Here is a 20,416-nt window from a genome sequence, read left to right on the forward strand (position 1 = left end):
ACGATTCGCTTCGATGATTTGCCGCCGGCGAAGGCAGAGCCGAACGCGAAACCCGCTGCGTGGTATGGCCTTTTTGCGGTCGTGACGGGTCGCCGCAATCGGGTAAAATGATTGTTTCAGACGCCAGCGTCGCTATGGTGGCCGCCGGCGGTGTCTTTCTACGGAGCAGTCCAGATGAATGCGGCAACCATCGAGCATAACGATTCCCCAGCACGCCAGGTCGATTTGTTGGTCATCGGCGGCGGGATCAACGGAGCCGGCATTGCGCGTGACGCCGTCGGGCGCGGTGTGTCTGTCCTGCTTTGTGAGAAAGACGACCTGGCAAGCGCAACCTCGTCAGCCAGTAGCAAGCTCATTCACGGCGGTCTGCGCTACCTGGAACAATACGAATTTCGCCTGGTGCGCGAAGCGCTGGCCGAACGCGAAGTATTGCTCAATATCGCCCCTCATATTGTGCGCCCGCTGCGTTTTGTACTGCCACACGACCACACTCTGCGCCCGGTATGGATGATCCGCGCCGGACTCTTTCTTTATGATCGTCTGGCCAAACGCTCGCCACGCCTGCCCGGCTCGCGTCACATCCGTCTGGACGACGGCTCGGCATTTGCCCAGCCCATGAATGAACACATCAAACAGGGTTTCATTTACTCCGATTGCCAGGTTGATGACTCCCGGCTTGTGGTACTCACTGCCATGGATGCGCAATCGCGCGGCGCGCAGATTCTGACGCGCACCGCCTGCCTTGGCGCACGCATTCACAAGGGACGGTGGCTGGTCACCCTGCAGGACGAAAAAGGTCGCCGCTTGCAGGTTAGCGCCGGCGTGCTGGTCAATGCCGCCGGCCCCTGGGTCGAAAACGTGCAAAAAACCGTGCATGATCCCAATGCCAATGCACACAGCCACTTGCGCCTGATCAAGGGCAGCCATCTGGTCACACACAAGTTATACGAAGGGGACCACGCCTATATTCTGCAGAACGACGATAAGCGGATTGTCTTTATCACCCCGCACCGGGACGCCTATTCCATGATCGGCACCACCGATGTGGATTTCCAGGGCGATGCGCGAACCGCGAGCATTTCCGAAGAAGAAACCGATTATCTGCTTTCTGTGGTTAATCGCTACTTGCGTCAACCCGTGCAGCGCGATGATATTGTCGGCAGTTGGGCCGGCGTGCGGCCACTGTATGACGACGCAAAAGGCCGGGCATCTGCCGTCACACGTGATTACGTATTCGACGTGACCGGGGGCAAAGACGGTGAACCCGCCATGCTGTCGATTTTCGGCGGAAAAATCACCACATATCGCCGGCTTGCCGAACATGCCCTGGAGAAGCTGCAACCCTTTCTGAAACTGGGCCCGGCATGGACAGCAACGGCTTGCCTGCCTGGCGGCCAATTGCACGACCTGGATCCATCGGACTACTTGCTGAAATTGCAGGCACGCTATCGCTGGATGGACCCTGGCCTGCTCGCCCGCCTGGTCGCAGCCTACGGCGCGATGACAACGGAAATTATCGGCGACGCCGACTCGGTCGCCGGTCTGGGCATGCATTTCGGGCATGGCCTGTATGAGGCCGAAGCGCGCTGGCTGATCAACCGCGAGTGGGCTCAGACCACACAGGACATCCTATGGCGCCGTACCCGCCTGGGCCTGCAGTTCAGCGTAGGCCAGCAACGGACGCTGGAGCACTGGCTCACAGGCAGAACGCTGGCCGCAGCCATTGCTCGCCAAACGTATTTCGATTCTGCAGAAGCGGTGCAATCCAGCCTCTGATGTCCGCGTAGACCTGATTGACCCGGCCACGGTTGAATCGGCCACGATTAATAAATCCACGATTGCGCCCTCACGCGATACAGCAGTCTTGCCGCCGCGTCTCCCGTCCACAAGCTGGAACAAGCGGTCTGGCGGGACATTGGGCGTGATTTGCAAAGTATGTCTGATTTATGACCTGTCATCAAATGAGCAAGGGGGTAGTGTTACTATGCGATTTAATCATCCCCTCCCCCCTTACGGTGTAACCAAGCAATAACGACTATGTCTGAACAGGAACTCAAGCTACATGTGCCTGCGTCTGCGGCTGCGCAAGTAGAAAAGGCGCTGAAAAAGGCGAAATGCGAAACCATTTCGCTGCGCGCCATGTATTTTGATACAGCAGAACGCGAACTGGCCAAAGCCAAAATCGCCATCCGCCTGCGCCTGGAAGGCGACAACTGGGTGCAAACGCTGAAAATGCCCGGCAGTAATGCCGTGACCAAACTGGAATTGAATCACAACCGGCCCAGCCCGGTGCTGGACCTGAGCCTGTATGCCGGCACGCCGGCGCAAGCCGCGCTACTGAAGCTGAATAAGCCGCTGGAGCTGCGCTATGAAACGGACATCACCCGGCTGTATCGTCGCCAGCGCACACGCAAGGGCACTTTGGAAATCGCATTCGATACCGGTGTGATTCGCGCAGGCGAGCTGGAGCTGCCGGTATCAGAAGTGGAGTTCGAGCTGGTTTCGGGCTCTCCCGAAGCGATTTTCGAAGTCGGCAAAAAATGGCTGTCGCAGTACAAGCTGATTCTGGACCTGCGCAGCAAATCCCAGCGCGGCGATGCCCTGGCGCAATCGGCGGCCAATATTCGCCAGGCCAATGCCGCAACAGCAACAGAGCAAATCCGTGACAGTGAGGTGCGCCGATTCTGGGCGCCCCGTCGCGCTCGCGCCTATGAGATAGATAAGCAGGACAGCGCCACGCAGGCGCTGGTTTCGGTCACAACGGAATGCCTGGAACAGATCTGTGCCAACGCGGGCGCATTGGCCGAAATTGATACGCTGGGCGTTGTGTCTGTGGGCCGCCCCGAACACGTACATCAATTGCGCATCGGCATGCGGCGCCTGACCAGCAACTGGAAACTGTTTGCGGGTCTCTCCTGGCTGCCTGATCAGCAAGTGCGCGATGATTTGCGCGTGCATCTGGGCAAATTCGGTGCAACCCGGGACCTGGATGTCATGCTGGCCGGTGTTGTACCCATCCTGACCAAAGCCGGTATGCCGGCCATGCAATTTAGTACCCACGAAGACGGCGCCACACCTTACGACATCGCCAAAAGCCCGGCATTTCAGCAATGGCTGGTACGTCTGCTGGAGTGGACGGTGCTGACACCAACGACCGACCCCACGACTGTCGTATCGGACGACACCAAGCAAGCCCAGATGGATGCAGTCGACGACGAAGCCCTGGCAGACTTGATGCTGACCGAACAGGCTTGTGCCAACCAGGACAGCGCTTCTCACGCGACGTCCGAGGCCAGCAGCGCATCTGTGGCTGGTGGTGGGCCATTGATTATTCCGCTGACGCCACTGCCGCACAATCGGCCAGTGTTGCGCAGATTGCTGGAGCAGCGCCTGAACAAATGGAACCGGCAGATAGTGCGCCATTGGAAAACAGAAGATAAATCAGATATTGAGGCCTATCACGACCTGCGCAAGCGCATCAAGCGCATGCGTTACGCCCTGAATGTCTACGAAGGCCTGCGCCCCAATTGCAATCTGGGCGCCTACGTCAAAAAGCTGGCCGCTGCACAGGAAGTTTTCGGCAATCTGAACGATATGTCCACTGCCCTGGCTTTTTTCAGCGCCCACACACAATCGCACCCCGGCGCGTGGTTTGCCGTGGGCTGGCTTACAGCCACGCTTGAAACGCTGAAACACCAGGCTGACGAAGCGCTGGCACGTATTCCCGGCAAAATCCACTACGACTGAGCCTCGCCTTCAGCGTTGTCTCCCCGCGCGCAGACAATACAAAGAACGGGCATCCTAAAACGATGCCCGTTCTTCCGTGTTCAATTTATTCAGCAGGGATTATGGTTGCGTGCGATCGATATTATGGTAACCAGCTGTCTGTCCAGTTGCCGGCGCAGATCTGCGTGGCCGATCAATCACCCAGCAACGCGGCGGCAAATTCGGCGGCGACAAAGGGTTGCAGATCCTGCAATGACTCGCCCACGCCAATCCAGTAAACCGGCACGGGGCGCACGCCCTGGCTGCCTGCGGCCACCGCCGCCAGCGTCCCCCCTTTTGCGGTCCCATCCAGTTTGGTGACAACCAGTCCGGTCAGTGTGAGTGCCGCATCAAAGGCCTTGATCTGAGAGATCGCGTTCTGTCCGGTATTGCCGTCGACCACCAACAGGATCTCGTGAGGCGCATCGCCATCGGCCTTGCCGATCACGCGCTTGATTTTTTTGAGCTCTTCCATCAGATGCAGCTGCGTGGGCAGTCGACCGGCGGTATCGACCATGACAATGGACGCCTTGCGCGCCCGGCCGGCGTTGACAGCATCAAAGGCCACGGCAGCCGGATCTCCGCCATCCTGTGCGATCACCGCCACATTGTTGCGCGCCCCCCATTCAATCAGTTGTTCGCGTGCCGCCGCCCGGAAGGTATCGCCCGCAGCCAGCAGCACGCTATGTCCCTGCGCCTGGAAGTGATGCGCAAGCTTGCCGATAGAGGTGGTTTTGCCGGCGCCATTGACGCCCGCAATCATGACAACCCGGGTCTGGTCCGCACCAGCGTCAAAGGGCTTTTGCAGCGGCTGCAGATGCTCTGCCAATAGATCGCGCAAGGCGCGCTTAACCGTCTGCGCATCTTCAATGCGTTCTTTTTTTACCTTGTTGCGCAGTTTGCCCAGCAGCGACTCGGTCGCTTCCATCCCGGCGTCCGCCATGATGAGCGCCGTTTCCAGCTCCTCAAACAGATTTTCGTCAACCTTGACGCCGACAAACAGCGAACTGATATTGGAGCCGGTCCGGGATAACCCATCCTTCAGGCGCGCAAGCCACGATTTTCTGTCTGACTTCGGGCGTTCGGCCGCTGCCGGTGTTGTGGGCGCTTCCGGTGCTACTGCAGTCTGTCGCGTGGCAGCAACCGCGTCGGGAGTCTGGGCGGCATCGGATAGCTGAGCTGACTCGGAAACCTTGGCAGCCGCCGGCGCCTGCGCTTGCTGCGTAGTTGTAGCAACATCCGGCGGCACACTGGCTGCGTCGGAGATATTGCCGGCCGCAACGCGTCCAGCCGGTTCAGCCGAAGCAGCCGGGGCCTGATCCGGGGAATTGGCCCACACCGCATCGACGGGCTTTTTCGCTGTTGCCGCTTTTTCGGTCAGATCAATATGAACCGGCGCCGCCGCAGGCCCGGCATGCACTTTGCGTGTTGCGTCGGATGAGGTCGGGGTCGGTTCCGGTGTCCGAATCGGGGTCGATGCTGGTGCTGGTGCTGCATTTGATGCTGGAGCCGGAGCCGATAATGGAGAAGACGACGGTGGCGCTGAGGCTGGCTCAGCCCCTGCGGCTTCGTTAGCCTCAGCCGACGCTGAAGATGAATCTGCGAACGCAGGCGCGGTTGCCTCGCGCACTGGCGGCTCCTGGCTCGGTGGTTCCTTTACCGGCGGCTCCCGGGACGGAGGCTCCTGCGGCGGAGGTTCGTTGGGCGCAGGGGGTTCTTTGGCGGGCGGTTCAGGTAAAGGCGGTTCCTTGACGGGCGGTTCCTGCGCAGCAGCCTGGCCCTCATCGTCAGTGACAGTTTCTTCGCGTTCTGACGCAATCGTATGTTCGGGCACAGGCTTGAGCGCAGCACCTTCTTCAAGCGTCTCGGGCTGACGGGTCTCGAGCACCGGTTCAACGGGCTTTTCCGCTGGCTCGCTGGATTTCTTTTTACGTTTGAAAAAACTGAACATAGGTTGTCGCAGGAAAGTGAATACTACAATGACGATAGGATCTTCTATTTTAACAGTCTACCTCACAACAATGATGAAACCAGCAAACCGCAAGGCAGGCACCTCAGGCAAACGCCAGACCATCCGAATTATTGGCGGCCAATATCGACGCTCGCTGATCCCGGTGGCGGATGCCAACGGGCTGCGCCCGACCGCTGACCGCATTCGCGAAACGCTGTTTAACTGGCTGAATCACCTGTGGGATGGCCGGTTCGATGATAAATCGGTGCTCGACCTGTTTGCGGGCACTGGCGCGCTGGGTTTTGAGGCCGCCTCACGCGGCGCCGCCCATGTACAAATGGCCGAAACCAACACGGCTGCGCTGGCCTGCCTGCGCGCCACGCGTGACAAGCTGCAGGCCAATCAGGTACGCATCAACAGTGCAGATGCCTTTCTGATGCTCAAACGCATGGACGCCTCCCGGTTTGACCTGGTGTTGCTGGACCCACCGTTCGCGGGCAAGTTGTTTGATCGACTCTTTCCCTTTTTACCGGCCATCGTCAAACCGGGCGGGCTGGTTTATATTGAGTCGGATCAGCCCGAAGACCCCGGACCAGACCTGCCCATCATTCGGCAGGGCAAGGCGGGGCAGGTATATTATCAGTTACATGAACACCTTATTGCACCGCACAAAAGCGAGTAAATACCTTATAATCGACGTTTCTTTAAACGCTCAGGCCGTATTTCGGCCCTCTTTCCCGGCATCGATCGGGAACACACGGAGCTCATGATGATCACTGCTGTATATCCAGGAACATTTGATCCTCTCACCCGCGGACACGAGGATTTGGTCCGTCGCGCAGCCAGTCTGTTTGATCACGTGGTGGTTGGCGTAGCGGTCAGCGCCGGCAAGAACCCATTGTTTACGATCGAAGAGCGCTTGCAGATTGCCGAAGAGGTGCTGGGACATTATCCGAATGTTTCGGTCAAGAGCTTTGGCGGTTTGCTCAAGGATTTTGTACGCCAGGAAGATGCCCGCATCATTGTGCGCGGCCTGCGCGCCGTCTCCGACTTCGAATACGAATTCCAGATGGCAGGCATGAACCGCCATCTGCTGCCCGATGTAGAAACGCTGTTTATGACGCCGTCAGATCAATACCAGTTTATTTCCGGCACATTTGTCCGCGAAATCGCGCTGCTTGGCGGCGATGTGGGTAAATTCGTATTCCCCTCGGTCGAACGCTGGCTTCAGGAAAAATCCAAGGCCCGCCTGGCTGCCAGAGCCGCTCAGTCCTCCGATAGCCAGTAAAATCAACACGCGAGGTTAATAAACGCTGGGGTCACAAACGCTGGGTTCATAGCTGCGGGGCTTATTGGCGCCAGGTTAATAGGCGCGGGTTTCATACCGGCGGATTTACCGGGGGCGCATCAGGGGGCGCCAGTAGGCGATTCCCCCTGGGGGAGCGGCTTCAGGCCTTATTCCACAATGCCTGCTGCGAGGTGCCGTCGTTCAAGCGTGCACCAGCTGCTCGTGAAACACCATTAACCCTGATACCCTTGCCTGTTTTCAGGCATTTATCTCACCGTTGTCGTACACTGTGTTTGTGTATAAACGAAAAGCGCCGGAAAGATTATGGCCCTGCTAATTACCGATGAATGCATCAACTGTGACGTCTGCGAACCGCAGTGTCCGAATGAAGCCATCTATATGGGTGTGGATTTTTATGAAATCGACCCCGCCAAATGCACCGAATGCGTGGGGCATCATGGCGAGCCGCAATGCCAGGTGGTCTGCCCCGTCGAGTGTATCGAGATCAATCCCGAGTGGAAGGAATCCGAGGGCATGCTCATGGCCAAATTCTATAAGCTGACCGCAGCCGCCTGAAAAAAGCGGCGCTGGCATGCCTTGTCGGCCGCGCGAGAACGTTGTCATCAGACAGCGCTAATCGCCGTTATCTCTTGCCCGCCGCTTCACCTGATCACCGTCCCACCTGATCGCCACCCCACCCCCTTTGCAGTCCTGGATGAGCGCGACCCCGGCCCGGCAACGTGGCTGCCAGCGGTTGCCCGGCTGATGTGAGCACTACACCGTCAATGTTTCGTCCGGGTGCAGCTTGACCAGTCGAACCGGCCGCTCCAGCAGTTTACTGAACCAGGCGTCGGCCAATTGTCCTTCACTGACTACGCACAAGGAGCGCCCGTCTAGCTGGGCCTCTTCGAACGCATCTTCATCGTCTTCCAGCACATCTACCGGAATATCCAGGCGCAGCATGCCGGGGGCACGGATCACCAGATAATCAAAACGGATGATAAGCTCAATCTGCTTCAATTGTTGATCGTCTTTGTCCAGCGCCTGTGACTGCCCATCGATAAGCAGCCAGCGCAGGTGCGCTGCCGGATTGACCGGCCCGGCAATGGGCGGACATTGATAAATAGGCTGGAACTCAGATGTTGTCATAATGCAAAATCGGAAATGGAGAAATTGCCCGCCAATTACTTGGCGGAGTCGGTTTTGGCAGGTGAATCGGCTGGGGCCGGCAGCTTTGCTGCCGGTGTATCTGCAGCCGGTGTATCCGCTGGAGATGCTTCATCCGCCGCCGCAGCATCGGCGGGAGCATTGCTGGCAGGCGCAGATTGCGCCGGGGGCTGATTGCTATCTGTTGCCGGCGCTGCCGGTGCAGACGCCGACGGCGCGGCTTCCTGGCCGTTGGGCGCGTTCGCAGGATCCGTGTTTGGCTCAGGCGGCGTAACTGCCTGACCATCCTGACTGTTTGCAGCATCCGCTTTTGGCTGCGCCTGCGCTGCGGCGGCCTCCTGGGCGGCCTTTTGCGCCTGGGCTTGTTTTTCCTTGCGCTGTCGGACGAACTGGCTGATAGGCGTATTATTCAATTGTTGCCATTTGACCTTCAACTGAGCATTACCGGGCGTTCCGCTCAATTCAAATGGCAATGTCACCTGCTTGATGCTCAGGTGCAGTCCATCCTGGTTCAGCGTGACCGGCTGACGCGTGACAAACTTGCCAGGAAATGAAAACTTGTTATTGACCAAGTTGTATACCGCCAGATTATCATCGGCCTCAATCAGCAAGGGGTCGGTCAGCAGACTGAAATTGGCAAAATGCAGCTCGCCCTCGTCCAGCACCAATTTGGTTTTCAGCGTCTCGTACGGCGTTTTGGCGGCAGGGTCAAATTTCCAGCCGCCGGCCTGTTCAGTGCTGTTGGCGTACGCCGCCGGATCGCTCAGAACGGGAGTCAGGTCAAAGCCACTGATCGTGCCGTTGCTAGCCTGCCCTTCCAGCGATCCGGTCGCATTGGCCAGCCAGTTGGCGTCGCCCTCTGCGCTTCGCGAAGCAAAGACCAGCGCGAACGTGCCTGTACCGGTCATGATCGGGTTCATGCCCAGGCCTTTGAGCAGCGGTTCAATGGACACGTTCTGAAAGTTAAGCTTGGTGGTGACCTCATTGTCCTTCATGTTGATCAGCGCATCGCCCTGCACCTGGCCGTCAAAGATGCTTGATTTGATATTGCTGATCCCCAGTTGATTCTTGGTCAGATTCAGGGCAGCCGTGACATCGTTGTATACCACGCCATGATAGGTGATCTGCTTCAGACTGGCAGTCCCGGACCCAACCAGCGAACCCATCAGATCGCTCACGAGGTTGCGTACGGCGGTGCTAGTGGGCTTGGCATCGGCCGGCTCCTCGGGCTTGGCCGCAGGCGTCGCCTTGGCAGCGCCAGAAGCAGGAGGCACAGCTGCCGCACCCGACACGTCGTCGATCAGCTCATCCAGATTCACCGAGTCGGCGCCCACGACAAAACGCACATAAGGCTCATTGAACTGCGAAATGCTGCCGTCAAAGCTGAATTTGCCGGAATTGATAACGGCATCGGCCTTGAAGCTGGCCTCGTCTTTGAGGAAATCGGCGCTGAAGGTCCCGATTAGCGGAATATTCTGCTCACGGGTTTCCACATCCTTGAGCAGAATATTGCCGCTCATGGCTGAAAGCGCAACAAGGCGTCGCGCCAGATCCATTTTTGCAGGAGACGAAATATTGAAATTGACCGCGCGCTTACTGCCGCGCGCATACGCTCCATCAAGCTTGATTTCGGCCACATTCAGGGCGTCGGACGTGCCGCTGATGCCCTGCATCCGGAAATTGACGCCGAACTGTTCCTTGCCCTTAATTTGCACCGAGCCGGTCAGCGGCTTGCCACCGGCGCCAGTCGGCGAAATATCCAGGGCAGGCGAATTGAGCACCCATTCATAGCTTTCTTTGTCTTCATCTGAAGCCGTGCCCTTGACGGCAAAATTGGTCATCTGCAGCAACGGCGCAGTCGAGTCAAAATTCAGCTTGGGCGCCGCCAGGGTCATGTCCAGATTGCGCAAGCCCGTGCCCTTGGCCCCTTTGCCGGAGATTGTCATGTCAATACCCGAGCCGGTCAGCGCATGGGCAAAACTGTCGATCTCGAAGTCGCCGGTCAGGGTACCGGTTTGCACATCCACATCGCCGACCACACCCTTGATATTGGCCTCCAGATTGCGCGCCGAATACAGCTTGGTGACCGGATCCAGTTTAACCAGGCCCTGAATATTCACGTTGGCGTTGGCAACCGGGCGGGCACCCTCCAGTTTACCGGTGACAGAGACGTCAAAAGGCTGATCGAACGTGACTCTACCCGTATTGACGGTCATGTTGTTCAGGCGCATGTCCAGGCCGCTCAGCCTGTCCTTATAAAAAATGGCGCCGTTCTGCACTTCAAGACCGGCAATGTCGATTTTGAAGTCGGTCTTTTTGGGCTGCGGCAACACGCTGTTGCTCTCTGACGCTACGGCGGGCTCTGGACGAATCTCGTCGCTTTTGAAGCGCGGGTCGACCGCCTCAAGGGCAGGCGGGTCCTGGGTCAGCAAATCTTCAAAATTGAAGTTGCCTTTTTCATCACGCACGATCCAGCCCTTCAGGCCAGAGACAGCGACATGGTCGACCACCAGACGGTTTGACATGAGCGGCCAGATGGCCACGGCAAAACGGGCACTGTCGATAGAAGCAAAAGTGGTGGTGGAGTTGGGCTCGGACAGTGAAATTTTTCGGACTGACAGACCAATACGCGGGAACAGGGACAGTTCCAGGTCGCCTTCGATCACCATGGTACGGTTGTACCGTTCCTGCACAACGCTTTCGATCTTGTGTTTATAGGCGTTCGGATCGAACGTCAGTAAGAAGACAGCTGCGCCGACAAAGGCAACCAGCATCAGCACCACAAGGCCAATCAGAATTCTTTTAAGCCAGACTTTCATGGGCGGCTTGATCTCTCATTCATAATAAGTGGGAACAGCCCGCTCAATGACCGCGTGTTATCCCAATAACGCTCGGCCGACAGGAATGCTTGTCATTGCCAAATGGCGCCAGCGCCCGCAATCGCCAGGCTACATTTGCCGGGAAAAGCAATACCGCCACGCAAAAATGCGCCAACAGATACCACAAAACGGCCAGCCATGCTTGGGCAATCACGGCGCACGACCCCGCAGACATGCGCCATTGTGGCGCCCGCACCTTCGTTGCGCCGGCGACAAGGCAAGACCCTTTTCCTGGATAGACAACCAGGGTGCCGGATGCCGGTCGAGCCAAAGCCATGTTGTGCCTGCCGAAAGCGTCTGTCTGCAGTTTATCGGGCTGTAAGTGTGGTTATGCTAACAGATATGGCATTTGAATGCAGGCACAACAGGACTATTTGAACAGTGAGGAAAGCGAATTGAGCAATTCGTTCTCGCCACGCACCTGTCCGTCGGCGGGGATTTGCCCGTCCGGGGTGGATTTGTCGACCACTTGCGGCAAAATACCCGACAGGGTTCCCAGGATGTCATCACGCGAGTAACCGGACTGCTGGGCGATGCTATCCACCGTATCTGCACCCAGCGCCGTGTCAACCTGTTGCGGCGAAATATCCTGATTCTCACCTGAGTTGACCCAGGAATTGAAAATATCTCCCAGGCCGCCGCGCTGGAATTTTTCGGCCAGGCCACCCAGGCCGCCCTGCTGGTTATTCAGCACAGACATGATCACGGGCAGCAGCGCCCCCAGCGCGCCCAGGTTAATGCCGCCAGCCAAACCGCCCAGGCTGCCAAGCCCGCCCTGCCCGTCCTGCGGATCGAGCGGCGCCTGTTCGGACGCCACCTGGCCATCCTGTCTTTGTTCACCTTGTGTCTGGTCTTCGGGCTTTTTGCCACCGCCCAGAACAGCATTGACTGCATCCAGAATTCCCATGATCTTTCCTTGATTAAATAAGAAGAAGAATTTTGACTATAACACCAGAATACACAGAGATCACGAATGTGATTTCCCGGATAAACAATTGATACAGTGCTGTTTCTTGCTGTTGCAAGGCTGCCGGTACGCCATACCTGTCCCATCTGAGGCCGGCTTTGAAGACGTCCGCCACTTGCCAATGCCGAAATTCTAAACGGCCCGGTGCAAAAACAGCAAAGCCGCGAACAGGCGCGGCTTGCAGAATGTGGGGAGGTCACGATAGCACCTGCCAGACACAGGCTTGGTAAATCCCGGCTTAATTTTTACACGTTAAACAGGAAATTGAGCACGTCGCCGTCCTTGACCACATACTCTTTACCCTCGGCTCGCATTTTGCCGGCTTCCTTGGCGCCCTGCTCGCCCTTGTGTGCGATAAAGTCGTCATAGGCAATGGTTTGCGCACGAATAAAGCCGCGCTCAAAATCGGTATGAATCGCACCCGCAGCGCGAGGAGCCGTATCGCCCACGTGGATCGTCCAGGCACGCACTTCCTTGACGCCGGCAGTAAAGTAGGTGTGCAGACCAAGCAGGCGAAACGCCGCTCGAATTACGCGATTCAGGCCTGGCTCATCCATGCCCATGTCATCCAGAAATACGCCTTTATCCTCGTCATCAAGATCGGCAATCTCGGCTTCGATGGCAGCGCAGACGGCCACGACTGGCGCATTTTCCTTGGCGGCAAACTCCTGTACCGCAGTCAGATGGGCATTGTCGGTAAACCCGTTTTCCTTAACATTGGCAACGTACATCGCAGGTTTGGCCGTGATGAAACAGAAAGGCCTGATCAGATCCTGGTCGTCCTTATCCAGATTCATGGAACGAATGGTCCTGGCTTCGTTGAGCACCGCAATGATTTTTTCCAGGAGCGCTGCCAGTTTCTGCGCTTCCTTGTCACCGGCCCTGCCGGTTTTCTGAGCGCGCGACAGCGCTTTTTCGGCAGAGGCCATATCGGCCAGCGCCAGCTCGGTATTGATCACTTCAATATCGGAGATCGGATTGACCTGGCCGGCAACGTGAATCACATTCTCGTCTTCAAAGCAACGCACGACATGCACAATCGCGTGGGTTTCGCGGATATTGGCCAGAAACTGGTTGCCCAGGCCCTCGCCCTTGGAAGCGCCAGCCACCAGACCGGCAATATCCACAAACTCTACCGTGGCAGGCAGAATGCGCTCGGGCTTGACCACCTCGGCCAGTTTAGTCAGGCGCTCATCGGGCACCTCAACAATACCGACGTTCGGTTCGATGGTGCAGAACGGATAGTTTTCTGCCGCGATGCCCGCTTTGGTCAGGGCGTTAAAGAGCGTGGATTTGCCCACGTTGGGCAGTCCGACAATCCCACATTGAAGAGCCATTGAATTTCCTTAGATATCAGCATATTTACACCCTGCATGAGCATTATCGAGGTGCCCATCGAACGAATCGACGCCGGTTTGCAGCGGGTGGGCCGTTTCCAGACGAGACCTGAAAACCAGCACATATTTCAAGATTTTGTTTACGTTTTGAACAAAAAAAGTGATTGTAACCTTCTCTGACGTTCTTCTTGATGGATTAGCGTCTTCCAACACAAGAATGGGACTGATCCGGCGTGCTTTTCCGCCCGCGTTGTAGGCCCAAGCGGGCAATAGCAGGAACGCTTCCAGAATCTTTTGCTCCGTTCCATAAAAGCCCAGGATTTGTCGATCTGGCAGAACGCATGGCTGCCACTACACCCCTGACTCTTGCGCGCAGTCACTTATTGCGGTTGCCCTAGCGACCCTGCAGTACAAGCCAGATCAGCAGCAACGGCCCGCCGTTGAACATCATATGCATGACTATCGCGGTCCCGATCCCGGATCGTACGCGCATCCAGGCCAGAACCAGGCCGGTCATCCATTGCGGCATGACCATGATCGGATAAATCCACCAGGGGGTCTCGTTCAGTTTGAAGTTATTCAGATGCACAAAGGCGAAACCCAGCACCGATAGGTGAAAGACCCAGGGAAACCACTGCACATACCACTTGCGGATGTGCCATGGCAGTGCTTCGTTGTTGCCGACAAAACCTCGGAACTTGAGCGCGGCAAGCAGCGCCAGCACCAGGATAAAGGCACCGATGCTCAGCCATGACGGCCCCGAAAAAACCACCATCATCATGACTGGCAGCACCCAGAGAATGGCGCGCGGATAGCGCAGACTGTAGCGAAACAGCATTTCCTCGACCAGCGGCGCCCACAGCACGGCCATCAGCCACGGAATATTATCCGGATCCAGCCGGTGCCGAGCGCCGCCGCTTTCGGCAGCGCTCAAGGCCAGCGGGGCAAGCACAAACAGATTGACAAACCACAGTAGCGCCACCCAGCCCAGCATGCGGCCAAAAGGGACATTCGGACACCAGTCGCGCCACCAGCCAGAGCCGCCGCCCCGCTGGGCCACACGTGGCGTAAAGTGCGGCCGGCGCAAAAATCGCAGAAAAACACCGACATCGGCACGGAACGTCACGCTGCTCATGGACTTGCCTGTCGCAAGGCAGCGAGTCGACGCGAAGCGGCGGCAAAGTCGCCATCGAGCAGCGATATCAGAATTTGCCTGGCGCTGTTTATCTCATAATCAATCAGCGGCATCTCTTCTTTGCCAGGCATGGACAGTACGTAATCGGCCACGCCCTGCGCCAGGCCGCGATCACGCGGATGGCCTATACCCAGGCGCAAGCGCCAGTAGTCGGCTGTGCCAAGCGTTGTCTGAATGTCCCGCAGGCCGTTATGGCCGGCATGGCCACCGCCTTTTTTCAGCTTCACATCCCCGGGGGGCAGGTCCAGTTCGTCGTGCAACACCAGCACCTGCTCGGATTCAATTTTGAAAAACCGCGCAACCGTACCCACGGACTGGCCCGAACGGTTCATATAGGTGGCCGGCTTGAGCAGGTAAACGGCCTGGCCGTCGTGACGCGCTCGCGCCAGTTGCCCAAAGAAACCGGTTTCCAGTGTGAACTGGGTTTTCAAGTCGTCGGCATAGTGGTCGGCGAGCCAGAATCCGGCATTGTGGCGCGTGGATTCGTACTGCTGGCCAGGATTTCCCAGCCCGACAATCAGACGGATAGGCAACGATGCCATGTACACAATTCCCTGCAGTTTACGAAACAAACCCCCGAAATGCGGATGCACTGCGGGGGCGTACCAGAATAATGGCCTGGCCGGCAAGACCGGCCGCGTTACCCCGCCTTCAGGCAAGGTAACACATTCAAGACTTACTTGGCGTCGTCTTCAGCTGGCTTGTCAGATTTCTCTGCATCAGCCACTTGGTCTTCGCCTTCAACTGTGTCGTCATCGGCACTGTCTGCAACCACAAGTGCGGTTGCCAGTACGGGGCTTTCTTCGCCAACAATGACGAACTCAACACCGGCAGGTGCTGTGACGTCTGACAGGTGCACAACTTCATTGACTTGCATCTTGCCAAGGTCAACTTCAATGAACTGAGGCAGATCTTTAGGCAAGCAGGTAACGTCGATGTCGTTCAGTACAGTCGTAATTGTTGCACTTTGCAGTTTGACCGCAGGAGACTCATCACCGTTGATAAAGTGGAAAGGAATGCGCGTTGTAATCGCCTCATTGGCGCTGACACGCTGAAAATCCACATGCAGCACTTGCGGCTTGTAAGAGTGCCATTGTACGGCACGCAGCAGAACACTCTGTTTTTTGCCGTCAAGCATCATGTCCAGAACAGACGTATGGAATGGCGCTTTACGCAGTGCGTGGAAAATCTGGTTGTGGTCAAGTTCGATGCTTTGCGCTTCGCCTTTTCCACCATAAACAATGGCCGGTACACGGCCGGCGCGACGCAGGCGGCGGCTCGCACTCGATCCCTGAACGCTACGCGTGGTGGCTTCAAATTTCATGGAAAACTCCAAATAAACAATACCGCATTTCGGTATTTACAAAAAGGCTGAACCGGTTGGCTCAGCCACCCGACCCGTTGCCGCGACCAGCAACGGACCAAATTCTTATTCAACAAACAGCGAACTGACCGATTCTGCATGGGAAATGCGCAAAATGGTCTCGCCCAGCAGGGATGCCGTGGAAAGCTGGCGGATGCGCGCGCAATCGGCCGCCTCCTGGGACAGCGGAATGGTGTCGGTCACCACCAGCTCGTCCAGCTCGGATTCGGCGATACGGCCAACCGCAGCACCAGAGAGCACGGCGTGCGTACAATAGGCGTAGACAGCACCGGCACCACGCTCTTTAAGCGCAGAAGCCGCCTTGCACAATGTGCCGGCGGTATCGACCATGTCGTCCATAATAATACAGGTGCGGCCATCGACTTCACCAATGATGTTCATGACTTCAGATACATTGGCGCGCGGGCGGCGCTTGTCGATGATCGCCAGGTCTGCTTCCAGTTGCTTGGCCAGGGCTCGGGCGCGAACCACGCCGCCAATGTCGGGAGACACCACCACCAGATCCTTAAAATTGCGCTGATCGATATCGGCCAGCAGCACGGGACCGGCGTAGATGTTGTCTACCGGAATATCGAAAAAGCCCTGGATCTGATCTGCGTGCAGATCCATGGTAAGCAGGCGGTCAACACCCACGCTCTGCAGCATGTTGGCAACCACTTTAGCGGTGATGGCCACACGAGCCGAACGCGGCCGGCGGTCCTGGCGGGCATAGCCAAAGTACGGGATGGCTGCAGTAATACGGCCGGCAGAGGCGCGGCGCAACGCATCGACCATAGTCATGATTTCCATGAGATTGTCGTTGGTCGGCGCGCAGGTGGGCTGCAGCACGAATACATCGCGGCCCCGCACGTTTTCCAGGATTTCCACCATGACTTCACCGTCAGAGAAACGACCAACGGTCATTTTGCCCAGCGACATGTCCAAATGATTGACGACGTCTACGGCAAGCCTGGGATTGGCTGTGCCGGTAAAAATCATAAAATTGGTGTTGGTCATGATGACTGGAATCGGTGAAGTGAATAAAAAAACCGTGATAAGCACATACCGGTTTATAGCGGCTTATTCACGGTTTCCGCACATTGCTGTACGAATTTGGCTGGGGCGGAAGGATTCGAACCTTCGCATGCTGGAATCAAAATCCAGTGCCTTAACCAGCTTGGCGACGCCCCAAATTCTATATCCAATTATACAGCGGATGCCGGTTGATGCCCTGACAGACAACGACCTGTTTTACCCACTGGCGCACCTCTGGATAAGAGGCAAGCGCAGATTCTACACGCTGCCGGCATGCCTGGGCCAACTCTGGCGTATCAAACGCCATAAAAAAACATGCGCCCGATCCCGTCATTCTGGCCTGTATGCCCTGCGCTTCCAGCCAGCTCACAATAAGCGAAAGTGGTTTGAAAAGGGCACATGCTGCTGCCTGTAGATCATTTCTGCCAAACAGATGAATATCATGTCCAGCAAAGTCGTGCATTATGATGGATTTTGTGTCCCTTGTCAAATCTTCATAGCCAAAAACTGTTGCAGTTGAGACACTGATTGCCGGGATGAGTACAACGTAACTTGCGGCAGGCACCGGACAGGGCTGCAGCGCCTCGCCGATTCCCTGGGCGAAAGCACTCTGGCCAAAGATAAATACCGGCACATCTGCGCCCAATGACAGCCCCAGCACCTGCAAGGCCTCGCGCGATAGCCCGCACTGCCACAGCCGGTTCAGCGCTATCAGGGTGCTGGCCGCATCACTGGAGGCGCCGCCCAGGCCGCCGCCTGCCGGAATATGCTTGTCAACCTCAATAGTGACACCGGCCCGAGCGCCCGATCCGGGACCCGCATGCTGCTGCAGCAGACGCGCCGCGCGCACAATCAGGTCATCGTCATGCGCCACCCCGGCAACGTCGGTGGCGCGAACAATACTCCCATCGTCGCGCAAAGTGAAATGCAGCCTGTCGGCCAGGTCGATAAAGGTAAAAACCGTTTGCAGCAGATGATAACCATCGGCACGCCTGCCGGTGACGTGCAGAAACAGGTTCAGCTTGGCCGGCGCCGGAACATCGTACAGCGACCTCATTCGCTCTCGGTCACCACGCGAACGGTAATGCGATCGCCCGCCATGGTGCGCTCAAAATTGAGGCGGGTAGGCCCTTTGGCGTCAAAATCGGACATATTCACCTGCCAGCCTGCTTCGCTGAATGTCTGCTTGCTGCGCACTGCCTCGGCGCCCTGTCCATCGCGCATTCCCTTGAGCCAGTTGCGCATGCCACTGACCGGAATCGGACTGCCAAGCACCTCGGCCACCAGGGCATCGGGATCGCTTGCGACTGTACGCTGGCCATTGGAGCGTGTCAGCACGGCCTGATCATCGGCCACGACCACGCGCGCAAGCGTGGACCCCAGCGGATTGGTCAGGTCCAGCGTGAGCACCGCCCCCGTATCCAACCAGGTAAAGCCGCCCTGCACCGAATCGCGATTGCGCTCGGCACTGCGATCATAAACAGTCAGGGCAAAGCGCCCGGAACGCTCAAACGTGCCATCGACGCTTGCGCCCGATGGCTGCGCCGGCTTGGTAGGTACCGTGGAACACGCCGCCAGCGTTGCGGCAACCAGGCCGATTGCTATCAGTCGGGCATAGCGGTGTAAAGCGCGTACATTCATTTGAGACGGACTCCCAGTCGTTTAAGTGTTTCTTTAAGCGTTTGATTTTCCTTGTCCAGCTGCCAGCCTTGCTTGAGCATCGCGCGGGCTCTTTTTTTGTCGCCGGTGGACCAGTAGACCTCGGCCAGATGAGCCGCAATATCGGCTTGTGGCGACAGTTCAAAGGCATTTTCCAGATACTGGCCAGCCAGCGCGTCGTTGCCCAGCCGGAACTGCAGCCAGCCCATGCTGTCAAGAATGAATGGATTGTCCGGCGCCAGCTGCACGGCCTTGTCCAGCAACATCTGCGCCTGGTCCAGATTGATGTTCAGGTCGGCAAACACATAGCCCAGCGCATTGTAGGCATCGGGAGAATCGGGCTTGATGGCAATGACCCGGCGCAGCAGGGTTTCCATTTCTACGATTTTGCCCTGGCGCTCGTACAGCATGGCCAGATCGTATTTAATGGCCGGGCTGTCGGGCAGGGCCTTATCGGCCTGCACCAGATGCGTAATCGCCCTGTCGGTGCGGCCCGCAGCTGCCAGCACCTGCGCGGTCGCCAGCTCGACAATCACCTTGTCGTCGCGGGTCTCGGTGCGGATTTCGGCAAGCAGCGCCAGCGCTTTATTCAACTGGCCCAGCTTGCCGTACAGGGCGGCCTGTTTCATGCGGATTTGCGGTAGCGCGGCTACTTCGTCGATCTTATCCAGTTGCGCAATCGCATCCCGATATTTGCCTTCATCTTCGTCGATCTGGGCAAACAGCAGACGGGCATCGGTCGATTGCCCCTGGGCATTGGTTTCGGCGTCCGGCAGCGCCTGACGACGCTGTCCCTGCACCTCCAGAAACTCATTCAATCGCGCACGCGCCGTTTTGTAGCGCTTGGCCTGATAATTGACCTGGGCTTCCAGGTACAACAGGTCGAAATCCTCGGGAAAGGTCTTGCGCATGCGCTTCAGATCGGCCAGGGCCGATTCGAACTGCCTGTCATCAACCAGCTGGCTGATGTAAAGCAGACGCACGCGACGGATATTGGGGTGGGCTTCAATGAACTTGCGCCCCAGCGACATGGCCAGGTCGTGATTGATCGTGACGCCATATTGCAGCACGCGCTCTGCCGCCGCATCGGAATCGGGCCCCAGCGCCAGCGATTTGCGCGCTGCCTCCCAGGCAACAACCGGGTTGCCCGCCTGGGCTGCCAGATCGGCCAGCAACAGATGCGCCACCGACAGCGTGTCGCCGTTATTGTCAATGACCTCGGTAAAAACGTCCAGCGCTTCCTGTTTGTCTTTCATGCGTGCCACCACGGCAGCGGCCTGGTACAGCGCCCGGTCCTTGTTGCCGGCCTCTGCAATCCGCTTGCGCAGCGCCTTCACAATACCTGCCGTGTCGCCGTTGCTGGCAGACAACGCCAGCGTGGCGGCGATAGCCTCTTCATCGCCAGGGGCCAGTTTGCTCCAGAGACGCGCCGCCTCGGCTGCGGCTTGCGATTGGGACGTGGCCAGATACAGATGCATGGCTCGCTTGGCCATGCGAGGCATGTTTCTGTCGCGCGCCAGCGCCATCGCGGTTTCCGCTGCCATATCGGTCTTTCCTTCCTGGGCAGCGATCTCCATGATCAGCAGGCGGTAAATGTCATCAGCTTCGGTATGGTTGACCAGCACCACGGGCTTGGCCTGCTCGTTGGACAGGAAATCCAGCACGGCGCGCCGGTCTACCGGCTGGTCAAACTGGGCATGCGCAAGCGCCGTCCACAGGAGCGGAGCAACAAGGGATGCGGCGCGAATAACGCTTTTCATCGGAATCACAGGCACACGGTAAAGTGGCAGATAACAAAAATCAGATGTTA

Annotated in this window: 18 protein-coding genes and 1 tRNA gene; 5 read left to right on the plus strand and 14 right to left on the minus strand. The window is 57.5% G+C overall.

From position 1 onward, the window contains the following. Positions 1-174: 174 nt before the first annotated feature. Together glpD and CAP48_RS17385 are read left to right on the plus strand one after the other, a co-directional pair. Positions 175-1,776 (plus strand): glycerol-3-phosphate dehydrogenase, encoded by a 1,602-nt coding sequence (gene glpD / locus CAP48_RS17380; RefSeq protein ID WP_100699056.1) that lies wholly within the window; start codon positions 175-177, stop codon positions 1,774-1,776. Positions 1,777-2,037: 261 nt separating this feature from the next. Further along, positions 2,038-3,747, plus strand: coding sequence for a CYTH and CHAD domain-containing protein (locus CAP48_RS17385; protein ID WP_100699059.1), 1,710 nt, complete (start codon positions 2,038-2,040; stop codon positions 3,745-3,747). Positions 3,748-3,919: 172 nt separating this feature from the next. On the opposite strand, the gene ftsY is transcribed toward CAP48_RS17385, so the two are convergent. Next, complete coding sequence (ftsY, locus tag CAP48_RS17390; protein ID WP_369806373.1) at positions 3,920-5,233, minus strand: signal recognition particle-docking protein FtsY; 1,314 nt, start codon at positions 5,231-5,233, stop codon at positions 3,920-3,922. A 556-nt stretch (positions 5,234-5,789) separates the two neighbouring features. On the opposite strand from ftsY, the gene rsmD reads away from it, so the two are divergent. From rsmD to CAP48_RS17405, 3 genes are all read left to right on the plus strand, one after another. Beyond that, positions 5,790-6,398 carry a 16S rRNA (guanine(966)-N(2))-methyltransferase RsmD gene (rsmD, locus tag CAP48_RS17395; protein WP_100699213.1) on the plus strand — a complete coding sequence of 203 codons (609 nt, stop codon included), beginning with the start codon at positions 5,790-5,792 and terminating at the stop codon, positions 6,396-6,398. Between the two features lie 87 nt (positions 6,399-6,485). Then, the gene (gene coaD, locus CAP48_RS17400; protein ID WP_100699061.1) at positions 6,486-7,004 is read left to right on the plus strand and encodes a pantetheine-phosphate adenylyltransferase; all 519 of its coding nucleotides are present in this window, start codon (positions 6,486-6,488) and stop codon (positions 7,002-7,004) included. 324 nt (positions 7,005-7,328) lie between these two features. After that, on the plus strand, positions 7,329-7,580 hold the full coding sequence (locus tag CAP48_RS17405) for a YfhL family 4Fe-4S dicluster ferredoxin (protein ID WP_100699063.1): 252 nt from the start codon (positions 7,329-7,331) through the stop codon (positions 7,578-7,580). Between the two features lie 198 nt (positions 7,581-7,778). On the opposite strand, the gene CAP48_RS17410 is transcribed toward CAP48_RS17405, so the two are convergent. The 13 genes from CAP48_RS17410 to CAP48_RS17470 all read right to left on the minus strand — a co-directional run bounded on the left by CAP48_RS17410 (position 7,779) and on the right by CAP48_RS17470 (position 20,366). Then, positions 7,779-8,153, minus strand: a complete 375-nt coding sequence (locus tag CAP48_RS17410) for a hypothetical protein (protein WP_100699065.1) — start codon at positions 8,151-8,153, stop codon at positions 7,779-7,781. A 35-nt stretch (positions 8,154-8,188) separates the two neighbouring features. Continuing rightward, entirely contained in the window at positions 8,189-10,990 is a 2,802-nt protein-coding gene (locus tag CAP48_RS17415) for an AsmA family protein (protein ID WP_100699067.1), read from the minus strand. A gap of 43 nt (positions 10,991-11,033) precedes the next feature. Further along, positions 11,034-11,327 carry a hypothetical protein gene (locus CAP48_RS17420; RefSeq protein ID WP_100699069.1) on the minus strand — a complete coding sequence of 98 codons (294 nt, stop codon included), beginning with the start codon at positions 11,325-11,327 and terminating at the stop codon, positions 11,034-11,036. Positions 11,328-11,420: 93 nt separating this feature from the next. Next, a complete protein-coding gene (locus CAP48_RS17425; RefSeq protein WP_100699071.1) occupies positions 11,421-11,957 on the minus strand; it encodes a YidB family protein in 537 nt (178 codons plus the stop codon). Between the two features lie 305 nt (positions 11,958-12,262). Next, a complete protein-coding gene (gene ychF / locus CAP48_RS17430; protein ID WP_100699073.1) occupies positions 12,263-13,354 on the minus strand; it encodes a redox-regulated ATPase YchF in 1,092 nt (363 codons plus the stop codon). A gap of 394 nt (positions 13,355-13,748) precedes the next feature. Next, complete coding sequence (locus CAP48_RS17435) at positions 13,749-14,489, minus strand: type II CAAX prenyl endopeptidase Rce1 family protein (protein ID WP_100699075.1); 741 nt, start codon at positions 14,487-14,489, stop codon at positions 13,749-13,751. Then, positions 14,486-15,091, minus strand: coding sequence for an aminoacyl-tRNA hydrolase (gene pth, locus CAP48_RS17440; protein ID WP_100699077.1), 606 nt, complete (start codon positions 15,089-15,091; stop codon positions 14,486-14,488). Before pth ends, CAP48_RS17435 begins: the two co-directional genes overlap by 4 nt. Before the next feature lie 134 nt (positions 15,092-15,225). After that, entirely contained in the window at positions 15,226-15,873 is a 648-nt protein-coding gene (locus CAP48_RS17445; protein WP_100699079.1) for a 50S ribosomal protein L25/general stress protein Ctc, read from the minus strand. A gap of 105 nt (positions 15,874-15,978) precedes the next feature. Continuing rightward, complete coding sequence (locus tag CAP48_RS17450; protein ID WP_192871356.1) at positions 15,979-16,929, minus strand: ribose-phosphate pyrophosphokinase; 951 nt, start codon at positions 16,927-16,929, stop codon at positions 15,979-15,981. A gap of 97 nt (positions 16,930-17,026) precedes the next feature. Beyond that, positions 17,027-17,103, minus strand: a tRNA-Gln gene (locus CAP48_RS17455). A 4-nt stretch (positions 17,104-17,107) separates the two neighbouring features. Further along, positions 17,108-18,004 (minus strand): 4-(cytidine 5'-diphospho)-2-C-methyl-D-erythritol kinase, encoded by an 897-nt coding sequence (ispE, locus tag CAP48_RS17460; RefSeq protein ID WP_100699081.1) that lies wholly within the window; start codon positions 18,002-18,004, stop codon positions 17,108-17,110. Then, a complete protein-coding gene (locus CAP48_RS17465) occupies positions 18,001-18,588 on the minus strand; it encodes an outer membrane lipoprotein LolB (protein WP_100699083.1) in 588 nt (195 codons plus the stop codon). The genes ispE and CAP48_RS17465 overlap by 4 nt, the downstream gene beginning before the upstream one ends. Further along, positions 18,585-20,366, minus strand: a complete 1,782-nt coding sequence (locus tag CAP48_RS17470; RefSeq protein WP_161495297.1) for a tetratricopeptide repeat protein — start codon at positions 20,364-20,366, stop codon at positions 18,585-18,587. The genes CAP48_RS17465 and CAP48_RS17470 overlap by 4 nt, the downstream gene beginning before the upstream one ends. Between the last annotated feature and the right edge of the window lie 50 nt (positions 20,367-20,416).

This window comes from Advenella sp. S44 (assembly GCF_002810445.1).
GTDB lineage: Bacteria > Pseudomonadota > Gammaproteobacteria > Burkholderiales > Burkholderiaceae_B > Advenella.